Origin of the sequence: Janthinobacterium sp. OK676 (assembly GCF_900103595.1) — a bacterium.
Taxonomy (GTDB): Bacteria; Pseudomonadota; Gammaproteobacteria; order Burkholderiales; family Burkholderiaceae_D; genus Janthinobacterium.
Genome location: NZ_FNHA01000011.1, coordinates 182863 through 206174, shown reverse-complemented (window position 1 = coordinate 206174; position 23312 = coordinate 182863). Strand labels below are relative to the sequence as shown.

Below are 23312 nucleotides of genomic sequence, written 5' to 3'. Positions count from 1 at the left end.
GAAGCAAACTCTTACTGTGTCTTGGGAAGCGCGTATGCTATCACGTAATCCCCACGGTCCGGACTCTGGCGCGCGCCGCCCGCGACCACCACGACGTACTGGCGACCCGACTTGGGCGACACATAGGTCATCGGCGTGCCTTGCGAACCAACGGGCATGCGCGCCTTCCACACTTCATGGCCGGTGGCGATATCCATGGCGCGCAAATAATAATCCTGCGTGCCCGCATAAAACACGAGGCCGGACGCCGTGCTCATGCCGCCGCCCAGGGTCGGCATGCCCAGCGGGATAGGCAGCCTCGCCTTGACGCCGTTGACCACCGCATCCTGCACCGTGCCGGCCGGACGCTCCCACACTTTTTTCTTCGTCTTGAGGTCGATGGCGGCAAACACGCCCCACGGAGGGCTTTGGCACGGTATGCCCAGCGGCGAATTGAAAGCCTTGTGGTCGATGACGAAGGGCGTGCCATCCATCGGATAGGTGCTGCCCACGCCGTGGCCCGACGTCAGCTTGGCCACGTCCACCGTTTCGCGCGGCACCAGCTTGACCACTTGCGGCATGCGAATATCGTTGACGAACATGTAGCCATTGCTTTCGTCGACGGCCGCGCCGCCCCAGTTGAAGCCGCCGTAGTAGCCCGGATAGATCAGCGTCTCTTTGGTGCTTGGCGCCGTGAACTCGCCCTGGTAATTGAGCTTGCGGAAGCTGATGCGGCAGGCCAGCTGGTCGAAGAAGGTGGCGCCCCACATGTCGCGCTCCGTGAGCGTTTCCGCGCCGAGGGCCGGCATGCCGGTGGAGTATGGCTGCGTCTTTGCCACCCAGTCGCCGGCCGCGTGCTCTTGCGGCACGGGTCTTTCCACCACCTCCGCGATCGGTTTGCCCGTGCGGCGGTCCAGCATGAAGATCTGGCCACGCTTGGTCAACTGCACCAGCGCCGGGATCTTGCCGCCCTTGCCGTCCGGGACGTCGTACAGGGCCGGCTGCGCGGCCACGTCGTAATCCCAGATATCGTGATGGACGGTTTGATACGTCCAGCGTTCGCGGCCCGTGGCCATGTCGAGGGCGACGATGGCCGACGCGTATTTTTCCGTCAGCGGTGGACGCTTGCCGCCCCAGAAGTCGGGCTGCTCGTTCCCCGTCGGCAGATAGACCAGGCCCAACTCATCATCGAACGCGGGCGCCGACCACATGTTGGGCGTGCTGCGCGTGTAGGTCTGCCCTTCCGGCGGCAACTTGGTAATGGCCGGATTGCCCAGGTCCCAGGCCCACACCAGTTCCCCCGTGTCGGCGCTGTAGGCGCGCACGACGCCAGACGGTTCATCGGTCGAGCGGCCATCGAACACCCAGCCGCCGAGGATGATCAGGTTGCGCGCCACCGTGGGCGCGGACGTGTAAGCGTAGTACGGCACGTTCATCTTGACCTTGCCCAGGCCGACCGTCAGGTCGACGGAACCCTTGTCGCCGAAGCCCTCGCACTGCTTGCCCGTCTGCGCGTCAATCTGGATCAGGCGCGCATCCATGGTCACTTGCACGATGCGCTTGGCGCACGCTCCCGCCGCCGGCGCATTGGCCGCCTGCATGCCGTCAAAACGGAACGGATTCGTCACTTTCGCCGGCTCGTAATAGCCGACGCCGCGGCAGCGATTCCACGTCTTGGTGTTGGCCGGCTTCGGATCGAAGGTCCAGCGCTCCTTGCCCGTATCGGCATCGAGCGCGATGACCTTGCTCGTCGGCGTGCACGTGTAGATGGTGTCGCCGATCTGCAGTGGCGTGTTTTGCGATTCGGACGCGCCTTCGGCCAGCTCGCCCGAGCGGTAGGTCCACGCCACTTGCAGCTTGTCGACATTCTGCTTGTCGATCTGCGTGTACGGCGCGAAGCGCGTGCCCTTCGGCCCATAGCCGTAATGCGCCCAGTTGGCGCTGCCGCCGTTCACCGCGGCCAGCGCATCCTGCTGCGGCTGCACGGTGGCGTCCAGCACGCCATGCGGCTTGAACATGGCGGCGAAACCGGCCACCAGCACGACGGCAAGCAGGGCCGCGAAACCGCGCGACTGACCGGTGTGCTTGAGCCCCGCCAGCCACGGATGCAGCAAGGCGGCCACCAGGCCGATGACGATAAACGGCGCCAGGCGCGGCACCATGGGCCAGAAGGCGAAGCCGATTTCCCACACGGCCCAGACCAGGGTGGCGATGACCAGCACGGCGACGATGCTGCTGGCCAGCGGTTTGCGGCGCAGATACAGCACGCCGGCGAGAAGCAGACCGAGGCCGGCCAGCAGGTAGTACCAGGAACCGCCGAGGGTAATGAGTTCGATGCCGCCCGCCGCCAGGGCCAGGCCGGAAAAGCCGAGAAAAATGCCGAAAACCGTCAAGGCAAGCCGCTTGCCCCTGAAGACCGCCGGGATCGCCGGCGCTCCTTTATTTACTGAAGTGTCCATTTTTTATCCATGACGCCTCCCCTGCCCAGGCAAATACGCCGGGGATGGCTGGTTTTTTAAATCTACGTAGTGAAACTGTACTGTACGGTTTCATTTTATGCCGATTTTTGATGCAAGGAAAGAAAAATTGACGCGGGAGCTTGATTTTTGGCGGGGATGGGAAGTTGGCGGGGGTGTCGGATTACGCGCTTGCGCGCTAATCCGACCTACCCGACCTACCGGACTGCTGGATATGCGTAGGTTGGATTAGCGCAAAGCGCGTAATCCAACAAACACAGTCCGCTAGCTAGTAGCCAGCTTGGCTTTTACAGCATATCGGTTGGAACGCTCGAAAAATGCCCAGGGCTAGGCGCCTCGTCGAAGACAGTACGAATAGTACGGCGAGACGCGGCAACAACGCCCTGGGCTTTTTCTCGAGCGTTACAGCGATGCCATGTCGATCACGAAGCGGTAGCGTACGTCGCTCTTCACTACCCGCTCAAACGCCTCATTGATATCCTGGATGCGGATGATCTCGATGTCCGACACGATATTGTGCTTGCCGCAGAAATCCAGCATTTCCTGGGTTTCCTTGATCGAGCCGATCATGGAGCCGGACAGGCTGCGGCGCGCACCCACCAGGCCGAAGGCGTTCACGGGCGGCACGGCGCCGTCGGGGATGCCGACGATGACCATGTTGCCGTCCACTTTCAGCAGGTTGATGTACTGATTCCAGTCGATCGATGCGCCCACGGTGCAGATGATCAAATCGAACGTGCCGGCCAATTTGCTGAACGTTTCCGCGTCGTTGGTGGCGTAGTAATGGTCGGCGCCCAGGCGCAGGCCGTCTTCGCGCTTCGACAGGGTCTGGCTCAGCACCGTCACTTCGGCGCCCATGGCGTGGGCGATCTTGACGCCCATGTGGCCCAGGCCACCCATGCCCAGGATGGCGACCTGCTTGCCAGGGCCCGCCTTCCAGTGGTTCAGCGGCGAATACAGGGTGATGCCGGCACACAGCAGTGGCGCCGCGGCGTCCAGCGGCAGGTTGTCGGGAATCGACAGCACATAGCCTTCCTTGACGACGATGCTGTCCGAGTAGCCGCCCTGCGTGGCTGTCTTGCCGTCCGCTTCCAGGCCGTTGTAGGTCTGGATCAGGCCTGGCATGTACTGTTCCAGGTCCACGTTGCGCGTCTTGCAGGTGGTGCAGGAATCGACGAAGCAGCCCACGCCCACGTGGTCGCCCACCTTGAACTTGCTGACGTTGGCGCCGACGGCCGTGACGACGCCGGCGATTTCATGGCCGGGCACCATCGGGAAAGCGGCGCCGCCCCATTCGTCGCGCGCCTGGTGGATGTCGGAATGGCACACGCCGCAGTATTTGATCGAGATGGCCACGTCGTCTTCGCGCGGGGCGCGGCGTTCGAACGTGAACGGTTGCAGTGCGGAAGTCGGGCCCAGTGCGGCGTAGCCTTTGGCAATGGTGGTCATGAAAACTCCTTGGGTAGTGTGACGAACGAGAGAGGCGCGTGCTGTGCAGGCGATTGCCCAAGTGTGCCCGAGATGCCCGGCCGCCGTTACCGCGATCCTGCAAGACCTTTGCACGATCCTCCAAATCTGCGTAAGATCGGCCCCTGCCCTTCTTCGCCTCACGCATACTGAACGCCATGTCCACCTCACTTACTCCGCAAGATGAAATCGCCGCCCTGATCAGCCGCCACGCGCCGCGCACGGGCGACTACACGACGGCCATCGGCAACCTCAGTTTCCACCGCCAGTCGTCGGTGACGGAATCGCTGTTCCATGCGGCGCGCCCCAGCGTGGCGATCATCGCGCAGGGGGCGAAAGACGTCACATTGGGAAGCGAAACCTTCCATTACAGCCGCATGCAGTATCTGCTGACGTCCGTCGACCTGCCCGTGCAGGTACGCGTGGTGGAAGCGAGCGTGGACAAGCCGCACCTGTGCGTCGTGCTTGGCATCGACATCGCCGACGTGGCCGCGCTGCTCGACAGCGAAAGCACCGTCGACAGCGCGGCGCAACAGAAAATCCTGCCTGCCACGCGCGGCATTTCCGTCAGCGACGTGTCGGCCGAGCTGCTCGACGCCATGCTGCGCCTCGTGCGCCTGCTCGACAAACCGGGGGAAATCGCCACCCTGGCGCCATTGATCCGCCGCGAGCTCACTTACCGCCTGCTCAATGGCCCCGTCGGCGCGCGCCTGCGCCACATGGCGCTGGCCAGCAGCCAGTCGCACCAGGTGGGGCAAGCCATCGACTGGATCAGGGTCAATTACGCGCAGCCGCTGCGCATCGAGCACCTGGCCGGCATGGCGAACATGAGCATGTCGTCGCTGCACCATCACTTCAAGGCGATTACGGCCATGACGCCGATGCAGTACCAGAAACTGCTGCGGCTGCAGGAAGCGCGGCGCCTCATGCTGGTCGAGCAGATCGACGCGGGCACGGCCGGCTACCGGGTCGGCTACGCCAGCGAATCGCAGTTCAGCCGCGAATACAGCCGCCAGTTCGGCCGCGCGCCCATGCGCGACGTGGGCCAGGTGCGCGCGCAGCTGAGCGGAGCCACGGCCTACTCCGTCTTGCCGTAGCCGCCGCCGCCCGGCGTCTCGATCACGAACACGTCGCCGGGGCGCATATCCGTCTTGCCGATATGGGCCAGGTGCTCGACCGTGCCGTCAGCCCGCTCGACGTAATTGCGCCCCAGCGCGCCCGCCGCGCCGCCAGCCACGCCGAAAGGCGGATGGATGCGGTTGTTCGACAAGATCGCCGCCGTCATCGGTTCCAGGAAGCGCACCCGGCGCACGCCGCCATTGCCGCCGTGCCAGCGCCCCGCCCCGCCCGAATCTGCGCGAATGCTGTAGCCGTCCAGCCGCACGGGAAAGCGCCACTCGAGGATTTCCGGGTCCGTCAGGCGCGAATTGGTCATGTTCGTCTGCACCACGTCCGTGCCGTCAAAACCGGGACCGGCGCCCGAGCCGCCCGATATCGTCTCGTAGTACTGGTATCGTTCACTGCCGAAGGTGAAATTGTTCATCGTCCCCTGCGACGCGGCCATGGCACCCAGCGCGCCATACAAGGCGTTGGTGATGCAGGTCGAGGTTTCCACGTTGCCCGACACGACGGAGGCCGGATACCGCGGGTTGAGCATGGAACCGGGCGGGATGATCACCGTGAGCGGCTTCAGGCAGCCGGCATTCAGCGGAATCTCGTCATCCACCAGGGTGCGGAACACGTACAGCACGGCCGCCATGCAGACGGCGGATGGCGCATTGAAGTTGTTCGGCAGCTGGCTGGACGTGCCCGTAAAGTCGATGGCGGCGCTGCGTGCAGCTGCGTCGACCCTGATCGCCACCTTGATCTGCGCGCCGTTATCGAGGTCCAGCGCATAGCTGCCATCCTTCAGGGTCGTGATGACCCGGCGCACGGCTTCCTCGGCATTGTCCTGCACGTGGCCCATATAGGCTTGTACTACGGCGAGGCCGAAATGCGCGACCATCTTGTGCAGTTCCTCCGCCCCCTTCTGGTTGGCCGCCACCTGGGCGCGCAGGTCGGCCAGGTTTTGCCGGGGATTGCGGGCCGGCCAGCTGGCGCCCGCCAGCAGGGCCAGGGTTTCGTCTTCTGCCAACAAGCCCGTGGCGCCGTCGACCAGCTTGAAATTGTCGATCAACACGCCCTCTTCCTCGATGCGCGTGGAGTCGGGCGGCATGGAACCCGGTGTCGTGCCGCCGATGTCCGCATGGTGGCCGCGCGAGCCGACATAGAACAGGATGCTCTTGCCCTCTTCATCGAACACGGGCGAGATCACCGTCACGTCGGGCAGATGCGTGCCACCATGGTACGGGTCGTTCAGCATGAAGACGTCGCCCGGCCGCATGGCGCCCGCATTGCGCGTCATGACGGTGCGGATGCTCTCGCCCATGGACCCCAGGTGCACGGGCATGTGCGGCGCGTTGGCGATCAAATGGCCTTGCGCGTCGAAGATGGCGCAGCTGAAATCGAGCCGCTCCTTGATGTTGACGGAATGGGCCGTGTTTTGCAGGCGCAGCCCCATCTGCTCGGCGATCGACATGAACAGGTTGTTGAAAATTTCCAGCATCACGGGGTCGGCATTGGTCACTGTTGTCAAACCCTTGGCGCGGCGTTCAGGCAAGGCGACGACCCTGCGCAAGACCAGATGGCCGTGCGCCGTCACTTCGGCGCGCCAGCCCGGCTCGATGACCGTGGTGGCATTGGCGTCGCTGACGATGGCCGGGCCATCAATGGCGTCGCCGGGACGCAGGCTGTCCGCCGCATACAGGCCGCTTGGCCGCCAAGCACCGGCGCAGTACATGTCTACCGTCTGCACGGGCGCCAGCCCACCCGCGCGCGCCGCATGGGCCGGCGCGGCCACTTGCGGCGCATCGGACGCGCCGACGGCTTCCACGGAGATCGCTTCGACGATCAGCGCGCGCGCCGGCATCAGAAAGGAAAAGCGTTTTTTGTAGGCCGCTTCGAACTGCGCCTGCATGCTGGCGGCCGTATCGAACAGCACGACGAGGGCCGAATCCGTGCCTTCGTAGCGCAGGTGCACGCGCGACACCAGCGCGATGCGCTTCCCTTCCACGCCCTGGCGCAGCAATTCGCCACGCGCCAGTTCGCCCAGTTGCGCTAAATCGCCGGCCAGGTCCGCGCCCAATAGCGCCTCGATGGCGCGCTCGCGCATGGCGCTCTGGTCGGCCAGGCCCATGCCGTAGGCCGACATCACGCCTGCCAGGCTGTGGATGAACACCGTGCGCATGCCCAGCGCGTCGGCCACCAGGCAGGCATGCTGACCACCCGCGCCGCCAAAGCTGGTCAGGGTGTACTCGGTGACGTCGTGGCCGCGCTGCACGGAAATCTGCTTGATGGCGTTGGCCATGTTGCCTACCGCGATGGCGACATAGCCTTCGGCCACTTCTTCCGGGGTCGCGTTCACCGTGCGGGCCAGCGCCTCGAACTGGGCGCGCACCGTGGCCACGTCCAGCGCTTCGTTTGCGTCGGGGCCGAAGACGCGGGGGAAGAACGCGGGCTGCAGTTTGCCCAGCATGACGTTGCAGTCGGTGACGGCCAGCGGGCCGCCGCGCCGGTAGCTGGCGGGGCCGGGATTGGCGCCGGCGCTGTCCGGCCCCACCTTGTAGCGGGCGCCGTCGAAATGCAGGATGGAGCCGCCGCCGGCGGCCACCGTGTGGATGCTCATCATGGGCGCGCGCATGCGCACGCCGGCGATCTGCGTCTCGAACACGCGTTCGAACTCGCCCGCGTAATGCGACACGTCGGTGGACGTGCCGCCCATGTCGAAGCCGATGACTTTATCGAAACCGGCCAGCGCGCTGGCGCGCACCATGCCGACGATGCCGCCGGCGGGGCCGGACAGAATGCTGTCCTTGCCCTGGAAGGCGCGCGCATCCGTCAAGCCGCCGTTCGACTGCATGAATTGCAGGTGCACGCCGGGCAGCTCCATCGCCAGCTGGTCGACGTAGCGGCGCAAAATCGGCGACAGATAGGCATCGACCACCGTGGTGTCGCCACGCGCCACCAGTTTCATCATGGGGCTCACTTCGTGCGACACGGACACCTGCGTAAAACCGGCCTCGCGCGCCAGCTGCGCCACCCGCGCCTCGTGCGCGTGATGGCGGTAGCCGTGCATCAGCACGACCGCAATGGCGCGCACGCCGCGTCCATAAGCCTGTTCCAGCGCCGCGCGCGCGGCCGCCTCGTCGAGCGGGGTCACGACGTCGCCATGGGCGCCCACTCTTTCATCGATCTCGATCACGTCGCCATACAGCAGTTCGGGCAGGATGATCTGGCGCGCGAACAGCTGCGGGCGGTTCTGGTAGGCGATGCGCAGGGCGTCGCGGAAACCGCGCGTGATGGCCAGCACGGTCGGCTCACCCTTGCGTTCGAGCAGCGCATTGGTCGCCACCGTCGTGCCCATCTTGATGGCGCCCACCAGTTCGACGGGCAGCGGCGCACCAGGCGCCAGGTCCATCAGTTGGCGCATGCCGGCCAGCGCCGCGTCGCGGTACTGGCCCGGGTTTTCCGACAGCAGTTTATGCGTGGCCAGGCTGCCGTCAGGACGGCGCGCCACGATGTCCGTAAAGGTGCCGCCCCGGTCGATCCAGAATTGCCAGTCCATCGCCTTGCCCCCGCGCTTATGTGAGATGGCTATTGTAGCCGCACAATTTACGGCGCACCGCAGGCGTGCGCGCCTTGCCTTTCGCCCGCTTCGGCCTTATGTTGAAGACATGCTGACTAACGGAACACGCTCCATGAACCTGATCGACTCTGCCGCACCCTTGTATTCCATCGCCGAACTGCGCGCCATCGAACAGGCAGCCATGCGCGACCTGCCGCAAGGGCTGCTGATGCAGCGCGCGGGCCAGGCCGCCGCCAGTGCCGCCCTGAAGCTGCTGCACGCCCAGGAAGATGGCGACGACGCGGGCCACCGGCGCGTGCTGGTGCTGGCCGGCCCCGGCGACAACGGCGGCGACGCGCTGGAAGCGGCCGCGCACCTGGCCGGCAGCGGCACCGAGGTGCTTGTCTGGCTGGCGCCCGAAGCGCAAGCCACGTCGCCCGAACGCGAACAGGCCCTGAGCCGCGCGCGCAACAGCGCCGCGCGCTTCATGGATGCGTCAACGTCCATGGCCTCGGCGGCGGTGGGCGCGGCGCCATGGCACCTCGTCATCGATGGCCTGTTCGGCATCGGCGCGTCGCGCCCCCTGGACGGCGAATGCCGCGACATGGCGCAGCTGGTCAACAACCTCGATTGCCCCGTGCTGGCGCTCGACGTGCCCAGCGGCCTGCACGCGGACACGGGCGCCATCGACGGCGTCGCCATCCGCGCCACGCATACGCTCACCTTCATCGGCGACAAGCCCGGCCTGCACACGGCGAATGGCCGCGACCATGCGGGGGACGTGGAAGTGGCCGCGCTGGCCATCGACCCTTCCCTGCTGCCGCCCGCCAGAGCCCAGCTGGGCGGCCTGCACCTGTTCGCCCGCCATTTGCTGCCACGGCGCCAGAATACGCACAAGGGCAGCTACGGCAGCGTGGCCATCATCGGCGGCGCGCAAGGCATGGCCGGCGCGCCTATCCTGGCCGCCCGCACGGCCCTGCATGCGGGCGCGGGACGAGTGTATATCGCGTTTCCCGATGCGCCGCCCGCCTTCGACAGCGGCCAGCCGGAGCTGATGTGCCGGCACGCCAGGGACGTGGATTTCTCGGGCCTGCACTTCGCCGCGCTGGTGGCGGGACCCGGTCTCGGCGACAAGGCCGGCACGGTGGAACTGCTGCAGCGTGCCATTGACAGCGACAGCCCGCTGCTGCTGGACGCGGACGCGCTGAACCTGATGGCGGCCGAGCCGGAGCTGCAATCGGCGCTGGCCGTGCGCACGGGCGCCGGGGCGACAATATTGACGCCGCATCCGCTGGAAGCGGCGCGCCTGCTCGACTTGACCGTGGCCGAGGTGCAGGCCGACCGCCTGGGCGCGGCGCGCCAGCTGGCCACGCAGCTGGGCGTCATCGTGGTATTGAAAGGGTCGGGCACGGTGATCGCCGCGCCCGACGGCCAGGTCGTCGTCAACAACACGGGCGGCCCCGCGCTGGCGACGGCCGGCACGGGCGACGTATTGTCCGGCCTGTGCGGCAGCCTGCTGGCGCAGGGCTGGCCGGAATGGGAAGCGGCCATCGGCGCCGTGTGGCTGCATGGCGCGGCGGCCGACGCGCTGGTGGCCGCAGGCAGCGGCCCGATCGGGCTGACGGCCGGGGAATTGATCCCTGCGATACGCAAGTTGATCAATGCCTTGTCGGCATAGGCATGCAGTGCGGTGGTGCTGGATTACGCTGCGCTAATCCAACCTACGGCTTGAGGATATCGGACGTCGGGTAGGTCGGATTAGCGGAACGCGTAATCCGACAACACCACCAGCAATCACACCAGCCTGCCCGCCGCAATCGTAATCGTCCGCCCGCAACGGGCCGCGATCGAGCTGTCATGCGTGACGAGCACCAGGGTCGAGCCGCGTTCGCGGTTCAGCTCGAACATCAGCTGGATCACGGCTTCGCCGGTGGCCGCATCGAGGCTGCCCGTCGGTTCATCGGCGAACAGCAGCGGCGGTTCCGTCACGAACGCGCGGGCCAGGGCCACGCGCTGCTGTTCGCCGCCGGACAGGTATTTCGGATAGTGTTTCAGGCGGCTGCCCAGGTTCACTCTGCCCAGCATGGCTTGCGCCTTTTCCTTCGCATCGGGGTCGCCGCGCAATTCCAGCGGCAGCATGACGTTTTCCAGCGCCGTCAAATGGGCCAGCAGCTGGAAGGACTGGAACACGAAACCGAGCTTTTCCTTGCGAAAGCCGGCGCGGCCGTCTTCATCGAGGGCGAAGATATCGGTGCCGTCGAGGATGACCTTGCCTTCGCTCGGCGTGTCCAGGCCGGCCAGCAAACCCAATAGCGTGGACTTGCCGGAACCGGAGGCGCCGACGATGGCCAGCGTCTCCGCCGTTTGCACGGTAAAATCGACTTGATGCAGGATGGTCAGCTCACCATCGGCATCGGGTACGCGCTTGGCCAGCTGGACCACTTCGATGGCCGGCTGGGCATTTTGGCTGTTGGGTGCGGCGGGCCGCTGGGCCGCTGCGTCGGACGGGAGAAAACTGGTGGAAGTCGCTTTAGGGAATTCGGGCATGCTGATCTATCTTAAAAAATTTCGTGAACAAATAAGTGTCGAGGGCGGCAGCCGCATGCGGCGGCGCACCCTGTCCTTGCTTCCTGCGGCAGCCCTGCTGCTGGTATCGAGCATGACGAACGCCTATTCTGCACCAAAAACGCTGCTGGTGCTCGGCGATAGTCTCTCGGCCGAGTATGGGCTGGCGCGGGGCACGGGCTGGGTGGCGCTGCTGGAACAGCGGCTGCAAGCACAGAAGAACGAGACGCGCATCGTCAACGCCAGCATCAGCGGCGAGACCACCAGCGGCGGCCGCGCGCGCCTGCCTGCGCTGCTGGCCAAGCACCAGCCCGACGTCGTGCTGATCGAGCTGGGCGCCAACGACGGCTTGCGCGGCTTGCCCGTGGCGGCCGCCGAAGCGAATCTGCGCGCCATGGGCGAGGCAGCCAAAAAATCGGGCGCGCAAGTGGTGCTGGTAGGCATGCGCATGCCACCCAACTATGGCCGCGCCTATGGCGAACAGTTTTATGGCGTGTACGGCAAGCTGGCCAAGGAATGGAAGGCGCCACTGGTGCCCTTCATGTTCGAAGGCATCGCCGACCAGCCGCAGCTGTTCCAGGCCGACCGCATGCACCCGAATGCGAATGCGCATCCGACGATCTTGAGAAATATCTGGCCGCGGCTGGCGCCGTTGCTGGGGGCGAAGTAAGCCGGTTAATAAGCTCACTCAATGTTCACCCCGAAGTCCGAACTGCCGGGGTCGGACCCTGAGGGTCCGACCCCAGTCTTACGCCGTTGGGTTAAATAAAATTCCCGACTCGCAAACAAAAAAATAGCCGCTCTGGGAGCGGCTATTTTTATGGGCTAAAACTGATTACGGCGCTTCCGGCGCTGCTGCAACCGGCGCGGTCACCGGCTTGACGATCTTCACCTTGGCCTTGGCTTTCAGGTATTCGACGTAATCGAACATTTCCTGTTGTGCCAGGATGCCGCTGATCTGGTCTTTCTCCTGCTGGCGGCGCGCCGCGTCCACTTGCGCCGGCTGCTGCACCTTGGCGATGCGGTAGATGCCGTAGCCCAGGGCTGGCAAGTCCACGCCCACGTAGGCTGGCAGCTTGCTCGTGTCCGCTTTCATGACTTGCGCGATGGCGGCGCGGTTGATGCCGTCGAGCTTGCTGCGCGATACCCATTGCGCCGCGCCGAAACCGGTGGCGTCACCCGAAGCCTTCAAGGCGGCCAGCTTGGTCTCGCCCGCTTTCTTGGCCAGCTTTTCCGCTTCTTCCAGGGTCACGCGCTGACGGATCATCGCTTCGACTTCGGCCAGCGGACGCTTCGAGGCAGGCTTGAATTCCACCACGCGGCCGGCGATCAGCACGTTAGGTGCGACGGTGACGGCTTCCGTGTTGCGCTTGTCTTTCAGCGAGTCGTTCGAGAAGATGGCGGCGAGGAACTTGGCGTTGTTGAATGGCGCCTTGCCCAGTGCCGGCGACGGCGTGCGCGACAGGTTGGCGGCCGTTTCCACTTTCAGTTTCAGCTTGTCGGCCACCGGCTTCAGGCTGTCCGATTGCTCGTAGACCGTGTTGGTGAACGTTTCGGCCATTTCCGAGTATTTCTTGGCAGCGAACTGCTTGCGCAGGTCGGCCGTGATTTCGCCACGCACTTCATCCAGCGTACGCACGTGCTGTGGCTTGAGCGAGGTGACCGTCAGGATGTGGTAGCCGAAATCGGAAGCGACGACGTCGCTGATTTCGCCTTGCTTGAGCTTGCTCACAGCGCTCAGCAGCGGAGCTGGCAAACCATCCTTGCCGATCACGCCCAGGTCGCCGCCCTGTTCCGCGGACGCCGGATCTTCCGACTTGGCTTTCGCCACGGCGGCAAAGCTGGCTGGCGCCTTGCGCACGTCGGCCAGGATGGCTTCGGCCTTGGCCTTGGCGGCTGCCTTGTCGGCGGCCGATGCATCTTTCTTGACGGCTACCAGGATGTGGCTGGCCTGGCGCGCTTCTTCCGTCGTGTAGGCTTTCTGGTTTTTCGCGTAGTAGCTGGTCACGTCGGCGTCGGTGACGTCGACCTGCTCGCCAGCGGCGCTGTCGTCCAGCACGACGTACTCGATCTTCGCCTGTTCAGGGATTTCAAAGAACTTGCTGTTCTTGTCATAGAAGGCCTTGATCATGGCGTCCGTCACTTTGACTTCCGGCACGTACTGGGCGATCGGCAACAGCAGTTCCTGCACTTCGCGCTCTTCCGAGGTAATGTCGGACAGGCGCTTGGACACGGTGTTCGGCGCGAAGGCCGTGCCTTGCACGGCGCCGGCCAGTTGCTGCAGGGCCAGGTCGCTGCGGCGGCGCGCATCGTACATCTGCGGCGTCATGCCCTGGGCGGCCAGCATGGCCTTGTAGCGTTCCAGGTCGAATTTACCGTCCGGCAAGGTCAAGCCCGGGATGTCCAGCACTTCCTTTTGCAGCACGGCATCGCTGATGACCAGGTGGCTACGACCCACTTCGGCGGCCACGGCGCGCTCGGCGATCAGGTTGTCGAGGATGCTCTTGCGCGCTTCCGGCGTATCGAACATTTTCTGGTCGAACTGCTCGCCCATCATCTGGCGGTAGCGGTCGATCTGCTGGCGTTGCGCTTCTTCATATTGCTGCTGCGTAACGACCTGGTCGCCGACCTTGGCGATGGTGTTCGCGCCATCGCCGAAGCTTTGGTAGCCGCTGATACCGACCAGTGCAAAAGACGGGACGATGACCAGCATCAGGAGAAACTGCATCAAGCGTCGATGGGTACGAATAAATTCAAACATGGTCAGCCAATTCGGGATGAGTGGATCACTATAAAAAAAGGCGAACATGCGTTCGCCTTGATTTCTTCGGCGGAATGGACGGGACAGATGTCCACTTCCCCTTTAGATTCAACAACTTGGCGCTGGAACTAAAGCAGGATTCTGACGCCCAAGCCATTATCTCCTGATTCTACAATGCCCATAGCGCTATAGCAAGAGTAAATCAGGCCGCGCGCCCTGCCCCGGCGCCGCATGGCCGGCAAGGCGCGGACCCGGGCATTTAACCCGGCGCAGCTTAAAGCGGATTTAAATGCGGGCATTTTTTTATTCAAAACGGCAGGACGGGATTTTAAAAACAGGCGCGCCGAGATAATCTGGCGCTGGAAAAGAAAAACCCGCGCTACTTATTCAGCAGCGCGGGCTTCTATATTCTGGCGGAGCGGACGGGACTCGAACCCGCGACCCCCGACGTGACAGGCCGGTATTCTAACCAACTGAACTACCACTCCTTGAGAGCGTATTTTTTTGGCGGAGCGGACGGGACTCGAACCCGCGACCTCCGACGTGACAGGCCGGCATTCTAACCAACTGAACTACCACTCCGAAAAATACACAGTACTACTTGCATTTGCATCCAGGGTTGCGATTCGAAGAACTTCAACCCTGAAATCGCGGCACCCGGAGGCGCCGCCAAATGTTTCCGGTGATTGTCACCTCACCGAAGTCCGTTAGTTTACAGCATCCTTCAAAGCTTTACCAGCTTTAAATTTCGGGACTTTTGCAGCTTCGATCGTGATCGCTTCTTTGGTACGCGGATTGCGGCCGGTACGCTCAGCGCGTTCGCTGACCGAGAAGGTACCAAAACCAACCAGCGTCACGCTGTCGTTGTTTTTCAAAGTTTCCGTCACGCCGCCGATAACAGCGTCGAGTGCGCGCGCAGCGGCGGCTTTGGAAATGTCAGCTTTTTCAGCAATGTGGTCGATCAATTCAGTCTTGTTCACTAGCATCCCCAATTACAAAGGTATAAAACGTTTACCGTATCGTTGCGGCACTTTTGGCACCACAGCTGTCCGGCGAAAAAAATGTGCAGGCGTATTAAACAAGCCACACTGTATATGTGTCAAGCGCTTTGGGGGCGCAATTCACGTTTCAATATAAAACAAGCGCTCTAAAAGCGCTTGTTTGGGTAAAACAGGGGTAAAACGTTAGTGTTTTACTACCTCGCCGGCTGCATCGGGCTTGGCCGCGGCGGCCGTGACAGCCTCCACCGCAGCGACGTCCGCCAACGCTTCAGGCATGCGTTCGAGGGCGATTTCCAGCACTTTGTCGATCCAGCGCACCGGCACGATCTCGAGCTTGTTCTTGACGTTGTCCGGAATGTCGGCCAAGTCTTTCACGTTTTGCTCGGGAATCAGCACCGTCTTGATGCCGCCGCGATGGGCCGCCAGCAGCTTTTCTTTCAGGCCGCCGATCGGCAACACTTCGCCGCGCAAGGTGATCTCGCCCGTCATCGCCACGTCGGCGCGCACGGGGATGCCCGTGAAGACCGACACCATCGCCACCGTCATGGCCGCGCCAGCCGAAGGACCGTCCTTCGGTGTCGCGCCTTCCGGCACGTGGATGTGGATGTCGCTCTTCTCGAACACGTCCGCCTTGATGCCCAGGCGCTGCGCGCGGCTGCGCACCACCGTGCGGGCTGCCTCGATCGACTCTTTCATGACGTCGCCCAGGGTACCCGTGCGGATGACGCCACCCTTGCCCGGCATCGACACGGCTTCGATGGTCAGCAGATCGCCGCCCACTTCCGTCCATGCCAGACCGACCACCTGGCCCACCTGGTTTTCTTTCTCCGCGACACCGAAATCATAGCGGCGCACGCCGAGGAATTTATCCAGGTTCTTCGAATTGACGATGACTTTCTTGTCGGATTTCTTCAGCAGCAGCATCTTGACCACCTTGCGGCAGATCTTCGACACTTCACGCTCGAGCGAACGCACACCGGCTTCCCGCGTGTAGTAGCGGATGATGTCGCGCAAGGCCGACTCGGCCACCGAGATTTCCTCTTCCTTCAAGCCATTGTTCTTGATCTGCTTCGGCAGCAGGTAACGCTGCGCGATGCTGGTCTTTTCATCTTCCGTGTAACCGGACAGACGGATCACTTCCATGCGGTCAAGCAAGGCTGGCGGAATATTGTACGAGTTCGACGTAGCCACGAACATCACGTCGGACAAGTCGAAATCGACTTCGATGTAATGGTCGGAGAACGTGTGGTTCTGTTCCGGATCGAGCACTTCCAGCAGGGCCGACGAGGGATCGCCACGGAAATCGGCGCCCATCTTGTCGACTTCATCGAGCAGGAACAAGGGATTGCGCACGCCGACTTTCGACAGCGATTGCAAGATCTTGCCCGGCATCGAGCCGATGTAAGTGCGGCGATGGCCGCGGATCTCGGCTTCGTCGCGCACGCCGCCCAGGGCCATGCGCACGAACTTGCGGTTCGTCGCGCGGGCGATGGACTGGCCCAGCGAGGTCTTGCCGACACCAGGAGGACCGACGAAGCACAGGATAGGCGCCTTGAGCTTGTCGACGCGCTGTTGCACCGCGAGGTACTCCAGGATGCGTTCCTTGACCTTGTCGAGGCCGTAGTGGTCGCCCTCGAGCACTTTTTCCGCATTCGACAGGTCGTTATTGACCTTGGATTTCTTTTTCCAAGGCAAGTTGACCAGGGTGTCGATGTAGTTGCGCACAACGGTGGCTTCGGCCGACATCGGCGACATCAGCTTGAGTTTTTTCAGCTCGTTGGTGGCCTTGTCGAGCGCTTCCTTCGGCATTTTTGCCGAAGCGACTTTTTTCTCCAGCTCGTCGAGGTCGGCGCCATCTTCGCCCTCGCCCAGTTCTTTCTGGATCGCCTTGACTTGCTCGTTCAGGTAGTACTCGCGCTGCGATTTTTCCATCTGGCGCTTGACGCGGCCGCGGATGCGCTTTTCCACCTGCAGGATGTCGAGCTCGCCTTCGAGCTGGCCCAGCAGGTGCTCGAGGCGCTTGGCCACGCTGAAAATTTCCAGGATGACTTGTTTTTGCTCGAGTTTCAGCGGCAGGTGTGCGGCCACCGTGTCGGCCAGGCGGCCGGCATCGTCGATGCCCGACAGCGAAGCGAGGATTTCCGGTGGAATCTTTTTGTTCAGTTTGACGTACTGGTCGAACTGCTGCACGATCGCGCGGCGCATGGCTTCGACTTCCGACTCGTCGCCCGGCTCGGACTCGAGCGGCGTCAGGTCGGCGATGAAATGCGTCGGCGCATCGCTGATGTGGTTGATACGGGCACGCTGCGCGCCTTCGACCAGCACCTTGACGGTGCCATCGGGCAGCTTCAGCATTTGCAGAATATTGGCGACGCAGCCAATTTCATAGATATCCGAAGGAGACGGCTCGTCCTTCGCGGCTGCTTTTTGAGCGGCAAGCATGATGCTCTTGCCCTGCTCCATCGCAGCTTCCAGCGCCTTGATCGACTTTGGACGGCCAACGAACAGCGGTATCACCATATGCGGGAAAACGACGACATCCCGCAGCGGCAATAACGGCAGTTGAGTTTGCTCAGTTAATTTGGAAGTTGTCATGGCGTACCTTATAGAAAGCGTGTTTACGATGTTGGCGCTCGCTGCCAAAACACAAGACCGGCGAGAATAAATAATTCTGTGAAACAAACATAAAGTCTATTTCGCAAAACACACCCGCATGACGGCAACAAATGCAGTTTTCACAGTAAAAAAGCCACGCGCAGCTAAGCGCCGCGAGTGGCTTTACGATTGAAGCCTGCACTCATTGATTTAAATTGTACTGCCATGCATTAAGGAATCAAAACCCTTTTTATGCATTTGTCTCGGCAGTTTTCAATTTTCTCCGGAGGCCTTGGCAGTCTCTTGATAAATCAACAAAGGTTTGGCACCGCTGGTGATGGTATTTTCGTCGATGACGACCTTCACCACATTTTGTTCGCTCGGCAGTTCGTACATCACGTCCAGCAAAGCATGTTCCAGGATGGAACGCAGGCCACGGGCACCGGTCTTGCGCGCCAGCGCCTTCTTGGCGATCGCATGCAGGGCGGCCGGACGAATCTCCAGTTCCGCGCCTTCCATGTCGAGCAGCTTCGAATACTGCTTGATCAGCGCATTCTTCGGCTCGACGAGGATCTGGATCAGCGCCTCTTCCGTCAACTCCGCCAGGGTGGCGATGACGGGCAGACGTCCCACCAGTTCCGGGATCAGACCGAACTTGACCAGATCTTCCGGTTCCGCTTGCAGCATCAGTTCGCTGGCCGAGCTTTGCGACTTGCTGCGCACCGTGGCCGAGAAGCCGATGCCGCTCTTCTCGGAACGGTTGGCGATCACTTTCGACAGGCCGTCAAAGGCGCCGCCGCAGATGAACATGATGTTGGTCGTGTCGATCTGCACGAAATCCTGGTTCGGGTGCTTGCGGCCGCCTTGTGGCGGCACGGAAGCCATCGTGCCTTCGATCAATTTCAGCAAGGCTTGCTGCACGCCCTCGCCCGACACGTCGCGCGTGATGGACGGATTGTCGGACTTGCGCGAAATCTTGTCGATCTCATCGATGTAGACGATGCCGCGCTGGGCTTTCTCGACGTCGTAGTTGCAGCTTTGCAGCAACTTCTGGATGATGTTTTCCACGTCCTCGCCCACGTAACCGGCTTCGGTCAGGGTGGTGGCGTCGGCGATCACGAACGGTACGTTGAGCATGCGCGCCAGGGTCTGTGCCAGCAGGGTCTTGCCCGAGCCGGTAGGACCGACCAGCAAGATGTTGCTCTTGGCCAGTTCGATGTCGTCTTTCTTGCCCAGGTGCTTGAGGCGCTTGTAATGGTTGTACACCGCCACCGACAGGATGCGCTTGGCAGTCTGCTGGCCGATCACGTACTGATCGAGCAAGGCGGCGATTTCTTGCGGCGTCGGCAGGTCGGATTTGGTACCGGTCACCGTCTCGATGCTCGACGTTTCATCACGGATGATGTCGTTGCACAGGTCGATGCACTCGTCGCAAATGAAGACGGACGGGCCGGCGATGAGTTTCTTCACCTCGTGCTGGCTTTTGCCGCAGAACGAGCAATACAGTAATTTTTCGCCGCTAGAGGATTTTTTGTCTGACATAAGGCATTTTGGTTGGAACTGCATTAACAATATTGCAAAATCGCAAGCCGGATGATGGTTGCTGCCCGGAAAGGCCGCTACCCATGGCGCAAGTCAACAACGTGCACAAGCTCCATGCTACCCGAAATAAAAGCGAAACGCCCGAACGTTTGATCGCCCGGGCGTTTACTTACGTACTTAGCAATACCGGTAGGGGCTCATCAAGCGCGGCTGGTCAACACTTTGTCGATCAAACCATACTCAACGGCCTCGTCGGCGGACATGAAACGGTCGCGGTCGGTGTCCTTGGCGATCTGTTCGATCGACTGGCCCGTGCGCTCGGCCATGATGCCGTTCAAGCGGGTGCGCAGGTAAAGGATTTCCTTTGCCTGGATCTCGATGTCGGACGCCATGCCTTGCGAACCACCGGACGGCTGGTGAATCATGATGCGCGAGTTCGGCAGCGAGAAACGCTTGCCCTTGGCGCCAGCGGCCAGCAGGAAAGCGCCCATCGAGGCAGCCATGCCCGTGCACAGGGTCGAGACGTCCGGCTTGATGAACTGCATGGTGTCGTAGATGGCCATGCCGGCCGAAACCGAACCACCTGGCGAGTTGATGTAGAGCGAGATTTCCTTTTCCGGATTTTCGCTTTCCAGGAACAGCAGCTGGGCGACAACCAGGTTGGCCATCTGGTCATTGACCGGGCCGACCATGAAAATCAAGCGTTCCTTCAGCAGGCGCGAGTAAATATCATACGAGCGCTCGCCGCGACCGCTTTGTTCCACCACCATCGGCACCAGGCCGAGCATCTCTGTGTCCAGCGCCGGATTACGGTTCATACCTGTCATTTCATTTCCTTGTGAAGCAGTTAGGGGATGCCGCCCTCACCTTTCGGCGAGAGCCGGCATCCCAATACCAACTGGTTTACGCTTGTGCGTTGCTTCCCATCAGTTCGTCGAAAGCAACTGCTTTCGTCGTGACTTTCGACAGGCCCAACACGTAAGTGACGACGTTTTCTTCCAATACAAGGGCTTCGATCTCACCCAGGCGACGACGGTCGCTGTAGTAGTACTTCAGCACTTCGCGTGGGTCTTCGTAGCTTTGGGCGAAATCTTCGATTTGCGCCTTGACTTGCTCAGGCGTTGCCTGCAGGTTGTTGTCGCCCACCAGTTGCGACAGGATCAGGCCCAGGCGTACGCGACGCTCGGCTTTTTCCGCGAACAGTTCTGCTGGGAAAGGCACGTCCTTGACGTTCATGCCGCGCTGCGCCATGTCTTGACGGGTCATTTCGGCCAGGCGCTCGGAATCTTGAGCGATCAGCGTTTTTGGCACTTCCAGCTCAGCAACTTTGATCAGCGCGTCCATGACGGCTTCCTTGTTGCGTGCTTTCACGCGGCCAGCGACTTCGCGTTGCAGGTTGACTTTGATGTCTTCGCGCATTTTGGCCAGGTCGCCATCGGCAACGCCCAGCGATTTGGCGAATTCGGCATCGACTTCCGGCAGGTGCGCCCATTCCAGCTTTTGCAGGGTGATGGTGAACGATGCGGTTTTGCCGGCAACGTCCTTGCCATGGTAGTCCTCAGGGAACGACAATGGGAACGTCTTGGACTCGCCCACTTTCAGGCCCAAGGTCGCTGCTTCGAATTCTGGCAGCATGCGGCCTTCGCCCAGCACGAAAGCGTAGCCTTCAGCTTTGCCGCCTGGGAATTCAACGCCGTCGATCGAGCCGACGAAGTCGACGGTCACGCGGTCGCCGTTGGCAGCGATCGCTTCGCCGCCGTCGCCGTGTTCGCCAGCTTCGCCCTTGGTGTGGAAGTGCACGCGCTGCTTGCGCAGGATGTCGATGGTCTTGTCGATTTCGGCTTCCGACACGTCGGCTTGCACGGTTTCGATTTCAACGGCCGTCAGGTCGCCGATGGCGACTTCCGGATACACTTCGAACGTGGCGTCGAAAGCCAGCTGGCCTTCGGCGGCTTCTTCTTTCGGCACGATGTTCGGGAAACCGGCCACGCGCAGATTGTTTTCGTTGGCGGCGTCGTTGAACGCGCGGCCGACTTTGTCATTCAGCACTTCCGATTCAATTTGGTAGCCGTATTGTGCTGCGACCATTTTCAACGGCACTTTGCCCGGACGGAAGCCCGGTGCCTTAGCCGTACGGGCTTGCACTTTCAGGCGCTTCTCAACTTCCGTGCGGACGTCCGTCAGCGGGAAGGAGATCGTGATACGACGTTCGAGTTTGCCCAAGGTTTCGACTGCAGTTGCCATGTAAAAAATCGTCCAAAAAATAAACACTGTTGGTGCGAGAAAAGAAGACCCGACCCCTTGCGCCATCACTGGCGGCAAGACATGGGTCCAGCTTCACTCGCTCGCATATTCATCTGTAAAAGTACGGGAAACAGGACGATGGACCTGGTCTACCCGGCTGAGGAAAAACCCGCACCAGGCACCAAACAATCCGCCGCTTCCAGTACTGCGACAGGGCTCCGAGCGTCCAGCCATGCGTCTAAGTATATGCAGGGCCGGCCATCATTCGGTAAAGCGTGGCATTATAACAAAGGACTTCGGGAAAGTGGCTGGCTTTGCAGCCCGGCCACAGAGGATACCAGCGGCGGCGAACGAGTCGCCACAGCCTGGGGGTGCCCTGTCTTTACTCTTGCCCCGGCATTCTTTATTTCGCCAGAGACAGGCTTTCCAGCCTGCTTCGTTCATTAGTATATGCGAACTGGCGCTCCGTCCGAAACAAAGAAATGCGCTCACAGCGAAGATTTCAGGCAAAAAACCTTTGATTTACCTCAATTTGGCCATTTTTCAGGCAAACCTAAGCCTTTTCTTCTGTCCCCAAGTGAATTTAGTGGAGAAAACATCATGAGTGACAGCACATCCGGCAGTTCCAGCAACGCCAAAGCCAAGCTGCAAATGGTCCTCAGCCGCCTGCTCGAGGGCGTCAGCGACGACGATCTGCAAAAAAATCCAGACGGAAGTCGATGAAATGGAATTGCGCATGAAGGGCGACGGCCACCACGACCACGACCACCCCACCGTCGCCTGAGGCGGCAGTGCCTACGGCGCGCCGCGGGCTAGGCTTGCTGGAAACCTTGCTGCCCCGTTTGACGGCCAGCGCGCTTTCTCACGTGCAATTGATCGCCCTGTTTCCCAAGCTGGACACGTGGCGCGGCAAGACGTCCAGTTCGCAATTTCGCGTCAACGGCAGCGTCTTCCTGAACCAGGAACTGATCGGCAATCCCTGGTGGCTGGCCGAGCATTTGCTGCACGAATCGCCGCACCAGAAACTGTACGATTTCCGCCACGGCCACAGCCTGCTGGCGCCCGACTATGCGCGCGAGGATGGCGCCAGGGTCTGCTCGCTGTGGAATGCGCCTGATATTGAGGGCAATCACTATTGGGATGCCCACCGCACCCTGGCCGCCTTTCACGTGTATGTCCACTTGGCCTTGCTGTGCCTGCTGGCCGAGCGGCAGGAAGCGGCGCTCGCGTCACAGTACGGCCCCATCGGCCAGCACATGAGCGGCAGCCGGCGCGCCATCGACCGTGCCCGCTACCTGGGCGAGCAATTGCACGGCACGGCCTGGCCGGAACTGGGACTGGCCGGGCGGCAGATGACGGACTGGCTGCTCGATGTGCTCAACGCACTCGACACGCGACGGCGGCCAGGCGGCGCCACCGTGCATTTACTGCTCGACCTGTACGAGCGCCAGAGCCGCAAGCTCGACACTTATCTGGCGCAGCAGCCACCGCCCCGCAGCGACACGCTGGCCGCGCAGGCAGAGCGAGAGCTGGCGCAGACGCGCGAGGCCCTGCACATGCTGGACAGGGAACTGCCGCCGGCAGCACAGAAGCAGGAACACAACTGGCCGCAGGCACGGCAACGCGTCTTGCAGGCGCTGTGGCCGTTGGCTGAAGATGATGATTTGATGGAAAGAAGCGGCTACCCGCAGGCGCAGACACTGATTGCACAGATGGTGCGGCAGTCGAGCCGGCAACTGGGCGCACTCGGCTAATTGCATGCCTTGGAGAATATCTTGATGGTGCTGCACGTCCGGGCTGGAACAACCCGGATTGGTGCGGATGGGGAGACTCGAACTCCCAAGCCGAAGCACTGGCTTCTAAGACCAGCGTGTCTACCAATTCCACCACATCCGCATTTTGCATTGCTTGCCACAGGCTGCTCCTGATTTTAACAACTCGGGAGCGATCTGGCTACCGTGGACTGATAGAGCAAGCCCTCGGTAAAGCAAAGGCGGCATTCTACTGGATTTCCCAGA

15 protein-coding genes and 3 tRNA genes are annotated in these 23312 nt (G+C 62.0%); 5 read left to right on the top strand and 13 right to left on the bottom strand.

The genetic code is table 11. The features are described 5' to 3' along the window. Positions 1-11: 11 nt before the first annotated feature. Both BLU39_RS21080 and BLU39_RS21075 read right to left on the bottom strand, forming a co-directional pair. A complete protein-coding gene (locus BLU39_RS21080; RefSeq protein WP_092716515.1) occupies positions 12-2438 on the bottom strand; it encodes a membrane-bound PQQ-dependent dehydrogenase, glucose/quinate/shikimate family in 2427 nt (808 codons plus the stop codon). A gap of 420 nt (positions 2439-2858) precedes the next feature. Continuing rightward, on the bottom strand, positions 2859-3905 hold the full coding sequence (locus BLU39_RS21075) for an NAD(P)-dependent alcohol dehydrogenase (RefSeq protein ID WP_092716513.1): 1047 nt from the start codon (positions 3903-3905) through the stop codon (positions 2859-2861). A gap of 176 nt (positions 3906-4081) precedes the next feature. On the opposite strand from BLU39_RS21075, the gene BLU39_RS21070 reads away from it, so the two are divergent. After that, complete coding sequence (locus BLU39_RS21070) at positions 4082-5020, top strand: AraC family transcriptional regulator (RefSeq protein ID WP_092716511.1); 939 nt, start codon at positions 4082-4084, stop codon at positions 5018-5020. On the opposite strand, the gene BLU39_RS21065 is transcribed toward BLU39_RS21070, so the two are convergent. Beyond that, positions 5002-8586: a hydantoinase B/oxoprolinase family protein gene (locus BLU39_RS21065; RefSeq protein WP_092716509.1), complete on the bottom strand. Its 3585-nt coding sequence runs from the start codon at positions 8584-8586 to the stop codon at positions 5002-5004. The two genes, BLU39_RS21070 and BLU39_RS21065, sit on opposite strands and share 19 nt — an antisense overlap. 133 nt (positions 8587-8719) lie before the next feature. Between BLU39_RS21065 and BLU39_RS21060 the strand changes: the two genes are divergently transcribed. Beyond that, positions 8720-10264: an NAD(P)H-hydrate dehydratase gene (locus BLU39_RS21060; RefSeq protein WP_092716507.1), complete on the top strand. Its 1545-nt coding sequence runs from the start codon at positions 8720-8722 to the stop codon at positions 10262-10264. Between the two features lie 116 nt (positions 10265-10380). Here BLU39_RS21060 and BLU39_RS21055 read toward each other — a convergent pair whose 3' ends face one another. Continuing rightward, the gene (locus tag BLU39_RS21055; protein WP_070301963.1) at positions 10381-11028 is read right to left on the bottom strand and encodes an ABC transporter ATP-binding protein; all 648 of its coding nucleotides are present in this window, start codon (positions 11026-11028) and stop codon (positions 10381-10383) included. 160 nt (positions 11029-11188) lie between these two features. On the opposite strand from BLU39_RS21055, the gene BLU39_RS21050 reads away from it, so the two are divergent. Next, a complete protein-coding gene (locus tag BLU39_RS21050) occupies positions 11189-11821 on the top strand; it encodes an arylesterase (protein WP_175539383.1) in 633 nt (210 codons plus the stop codon). A gap of 165 nt (positions 11822-11986) precedes the next feature. Here the strand turns inward: BLU39_RS21050 and BLU39_RS21045 are convergent, their stop codons facing one another. The 8 genes from BLU39_RS21045 to tig all read right to left on the bottom strand — a co-directional run bounded on the left by BLU39_RS21045 (position 11987) and on the right by tig (position 21294). Further along, the gene (locus tag BLU39_RS21045; RefSeq protein WP_175539378.1) at positions 11987-13912 is read right to left on the bottom strand and encodes a SurA N-terminal domain-containing protein; all 1926 of its coding nucleotides are present in this window, start codon (positions 13910-13912) and stop codon (positions 11987-11989) included. Between the two features lie 411 nt (positions 13913-14323). Then, positions 14324-14400 (bottom strand) — tRNA-Asp (locus BLU39_RS21040). A gap of 17 nt (positions 14401-14417) precedes the next feature. Next, positions 14418-14494: transfer RNA gene (locus BLU39_RS21035), tRNA-Asp, on the bottom strand. A 125-nt stretch (positions 14495-14619) separates the two neighbouring features. Continuing rightward, on the bottom strand, positions 14620-14892 hold the full coding sequence (locus tag BLU39_RS21030) for an HU family DNA-binding protein (protein ID WP_010398442.1): 273 nt from the start codon (positions 14890-14892) through the stop codon (positions 14620-14622). Between the two features lie 204 nt (positions 14893-15096). Next, positions 15097-17508 (bottom strand): endopeptidase La, encoded by a 2412-nt coding sequence (gene lon, locus BLU39_RS21025; protein ID WP_086138046.1) that lies wholly within the window; start codon positions 17506-17508, stop codon positions 15097-15099. Between the two features lie 273 nt (positions 17509-17781). Next, positions 17782-19050 carry an ATP-dependent Clp protease ATP-binding subunit ClpX gene (clpX, locus tag BLU39_RS21020; RefSeq protein WP_034751010.1) on the bottom strand — a complete coding sequence of 423 codons (1269 nt, stop codon included), beginning with the start codon at positions 19048-19050 and terminating at the stop codon, positions 17782-17784. A 200-nt stretch (positions 19051-19250) separates the two neighbouring features. Further along, a complete protein-coding gene (gene clpP, locus BLU39_RS21015) occupies positions 19251-19877 on the bottom strand; it encodes an ATP-dependent Clp endopeptidase proteolytic subunit ClpP (protein WP_034751013.1) in 627 nt (208 codons plus the stop codon). A gap of 76 nt (positions 19878-19953) precedes the next feature. After that, positions 19954-21294 (bottom strand): trigger factor, encoded by a 1341-nt coding sequence (tig, locus tag BLU39_RS21010; RefSeq protein WP_046685568.1) that lies wholly within the window; start codon positions 21292-21294, stop codon positions 19954-19956. Between the two features lie 600 nt (positions 21295-21894). Here tig and BLU39_RS29210 point away from each other — a divergent pair. Both BLU39_RS29210 and BLU39_RS21005 read left to right on the top strand, forming a co-directional pair. After that, positions 21895-22017 (top strand): hypothetical protein, encoded by a 123-nt coding sequence (locus BLU39_RS29210; protein WP_302848399.1) that lies wholly within the window; start codon positions 21895-21897, stop codon positions 22015-22017. Positions 22018-22085: 68 nt separating this feature from the next. Then, positions 22086-23048, top strand: a complete 963-nt coding sequence (locus BLU39_RS21005) for a hypothetical protein (RefSeq protein ID WP_139178418.1) — start codon at positions 22086-22088, stop codon at positions 23046-23048. 59 nt (positions 23049-23107) lie between these two features. Here the strand turns inward: BLU39_RS21005 and BLU39_RS21000 are convergent. Continuing rightward, a tRNA-Leu gene (locus BLU39_RS21000) sits at positions 23108-23190 on the bottom strand. Between the last annotated feature and the right edge of the window lie 122 nt (positions 23191-23312).

Coding starts and splice junctions, on each gene's coding strand:
- BLU39_RS21080 (WP_092716515.1), bottom strand. CDS start 2,438: ATGGACACTTCAGTAAATAAAGGAGCGCCGGCGATCCCGGCGGTCTTC.
- BLU39_RS21075 (WP_092716513.1), bottom strand. CDS start 3,905: ATGACCACCATTGCCAAAGGCTACGCCGCACTGGGCCCGACTTCCGCA.
- BLU39_RS21070 (WP_092716511.1), top strand. CDS start 4,082: ATGTCCACCTCACTTACTCCGCAAGATGAAATCGCCGCCCTGATCAGC.
- BLU39_RS21065 (WP_092716509.1), bottom strand. CDS start 8,586: ATGGACTGGCAATTCTGGATCGACCGGGGCGGCACCTTTACGGACATC.
- BLU39_RS21060 (WP_092716507.1), top strand. CDS start 8,720: ATGAACCTGATCGACTCTGCCGCACCCTTGTATTCCATCGCCGAACTG.
- BLU39_RS21050 (WP_175539383.1), top strand. CDS start 11,189: ATGCGGCGGCGCACCCTGTCCTTGCTTCCTGCGGCAGCCCTGCTGCTG.
- BLU39_RS21045 (WP_175539378.1), bottom strand. CDS start 13,912: ATGTTTGAATTTATTCGTACCCATCGACGCTTGATGCAGTTTCTCCTG.
- lon (WP_086138046.1), bottom strand. CDS start 17,508: ATGACAACTTCCAAATTAACTGAGCAAACTCAACTGCCGTTATTGCCG.
- clpX (WP_034751010.1), bottom strand. CDS start 19,050: ATGTCAGACAAAAAATCCTCTAGCGGCGAAAAATTACTGTATTGCTCG.
- clpP (WP_034751013.1), bottom strand. CDS start 19,877: ATGACAGGTATGAACCGTAATCCGGCGCTGGACACAGAGATGCTCGGC.
- tig (WP_046685568.1), bottom strand. CDS start 21,294: ATGGCAACTGCAGTCGAAACCTTGGGCAAACTCGAACGTCGTATCACG.
- BLU39_RS29210 (WP_302848399.1), top strand. CDS start 21,895: ATGAGTGACAGCACATCCGGCAGTTCCAGCAACGCCAAAGCCAAGCTG.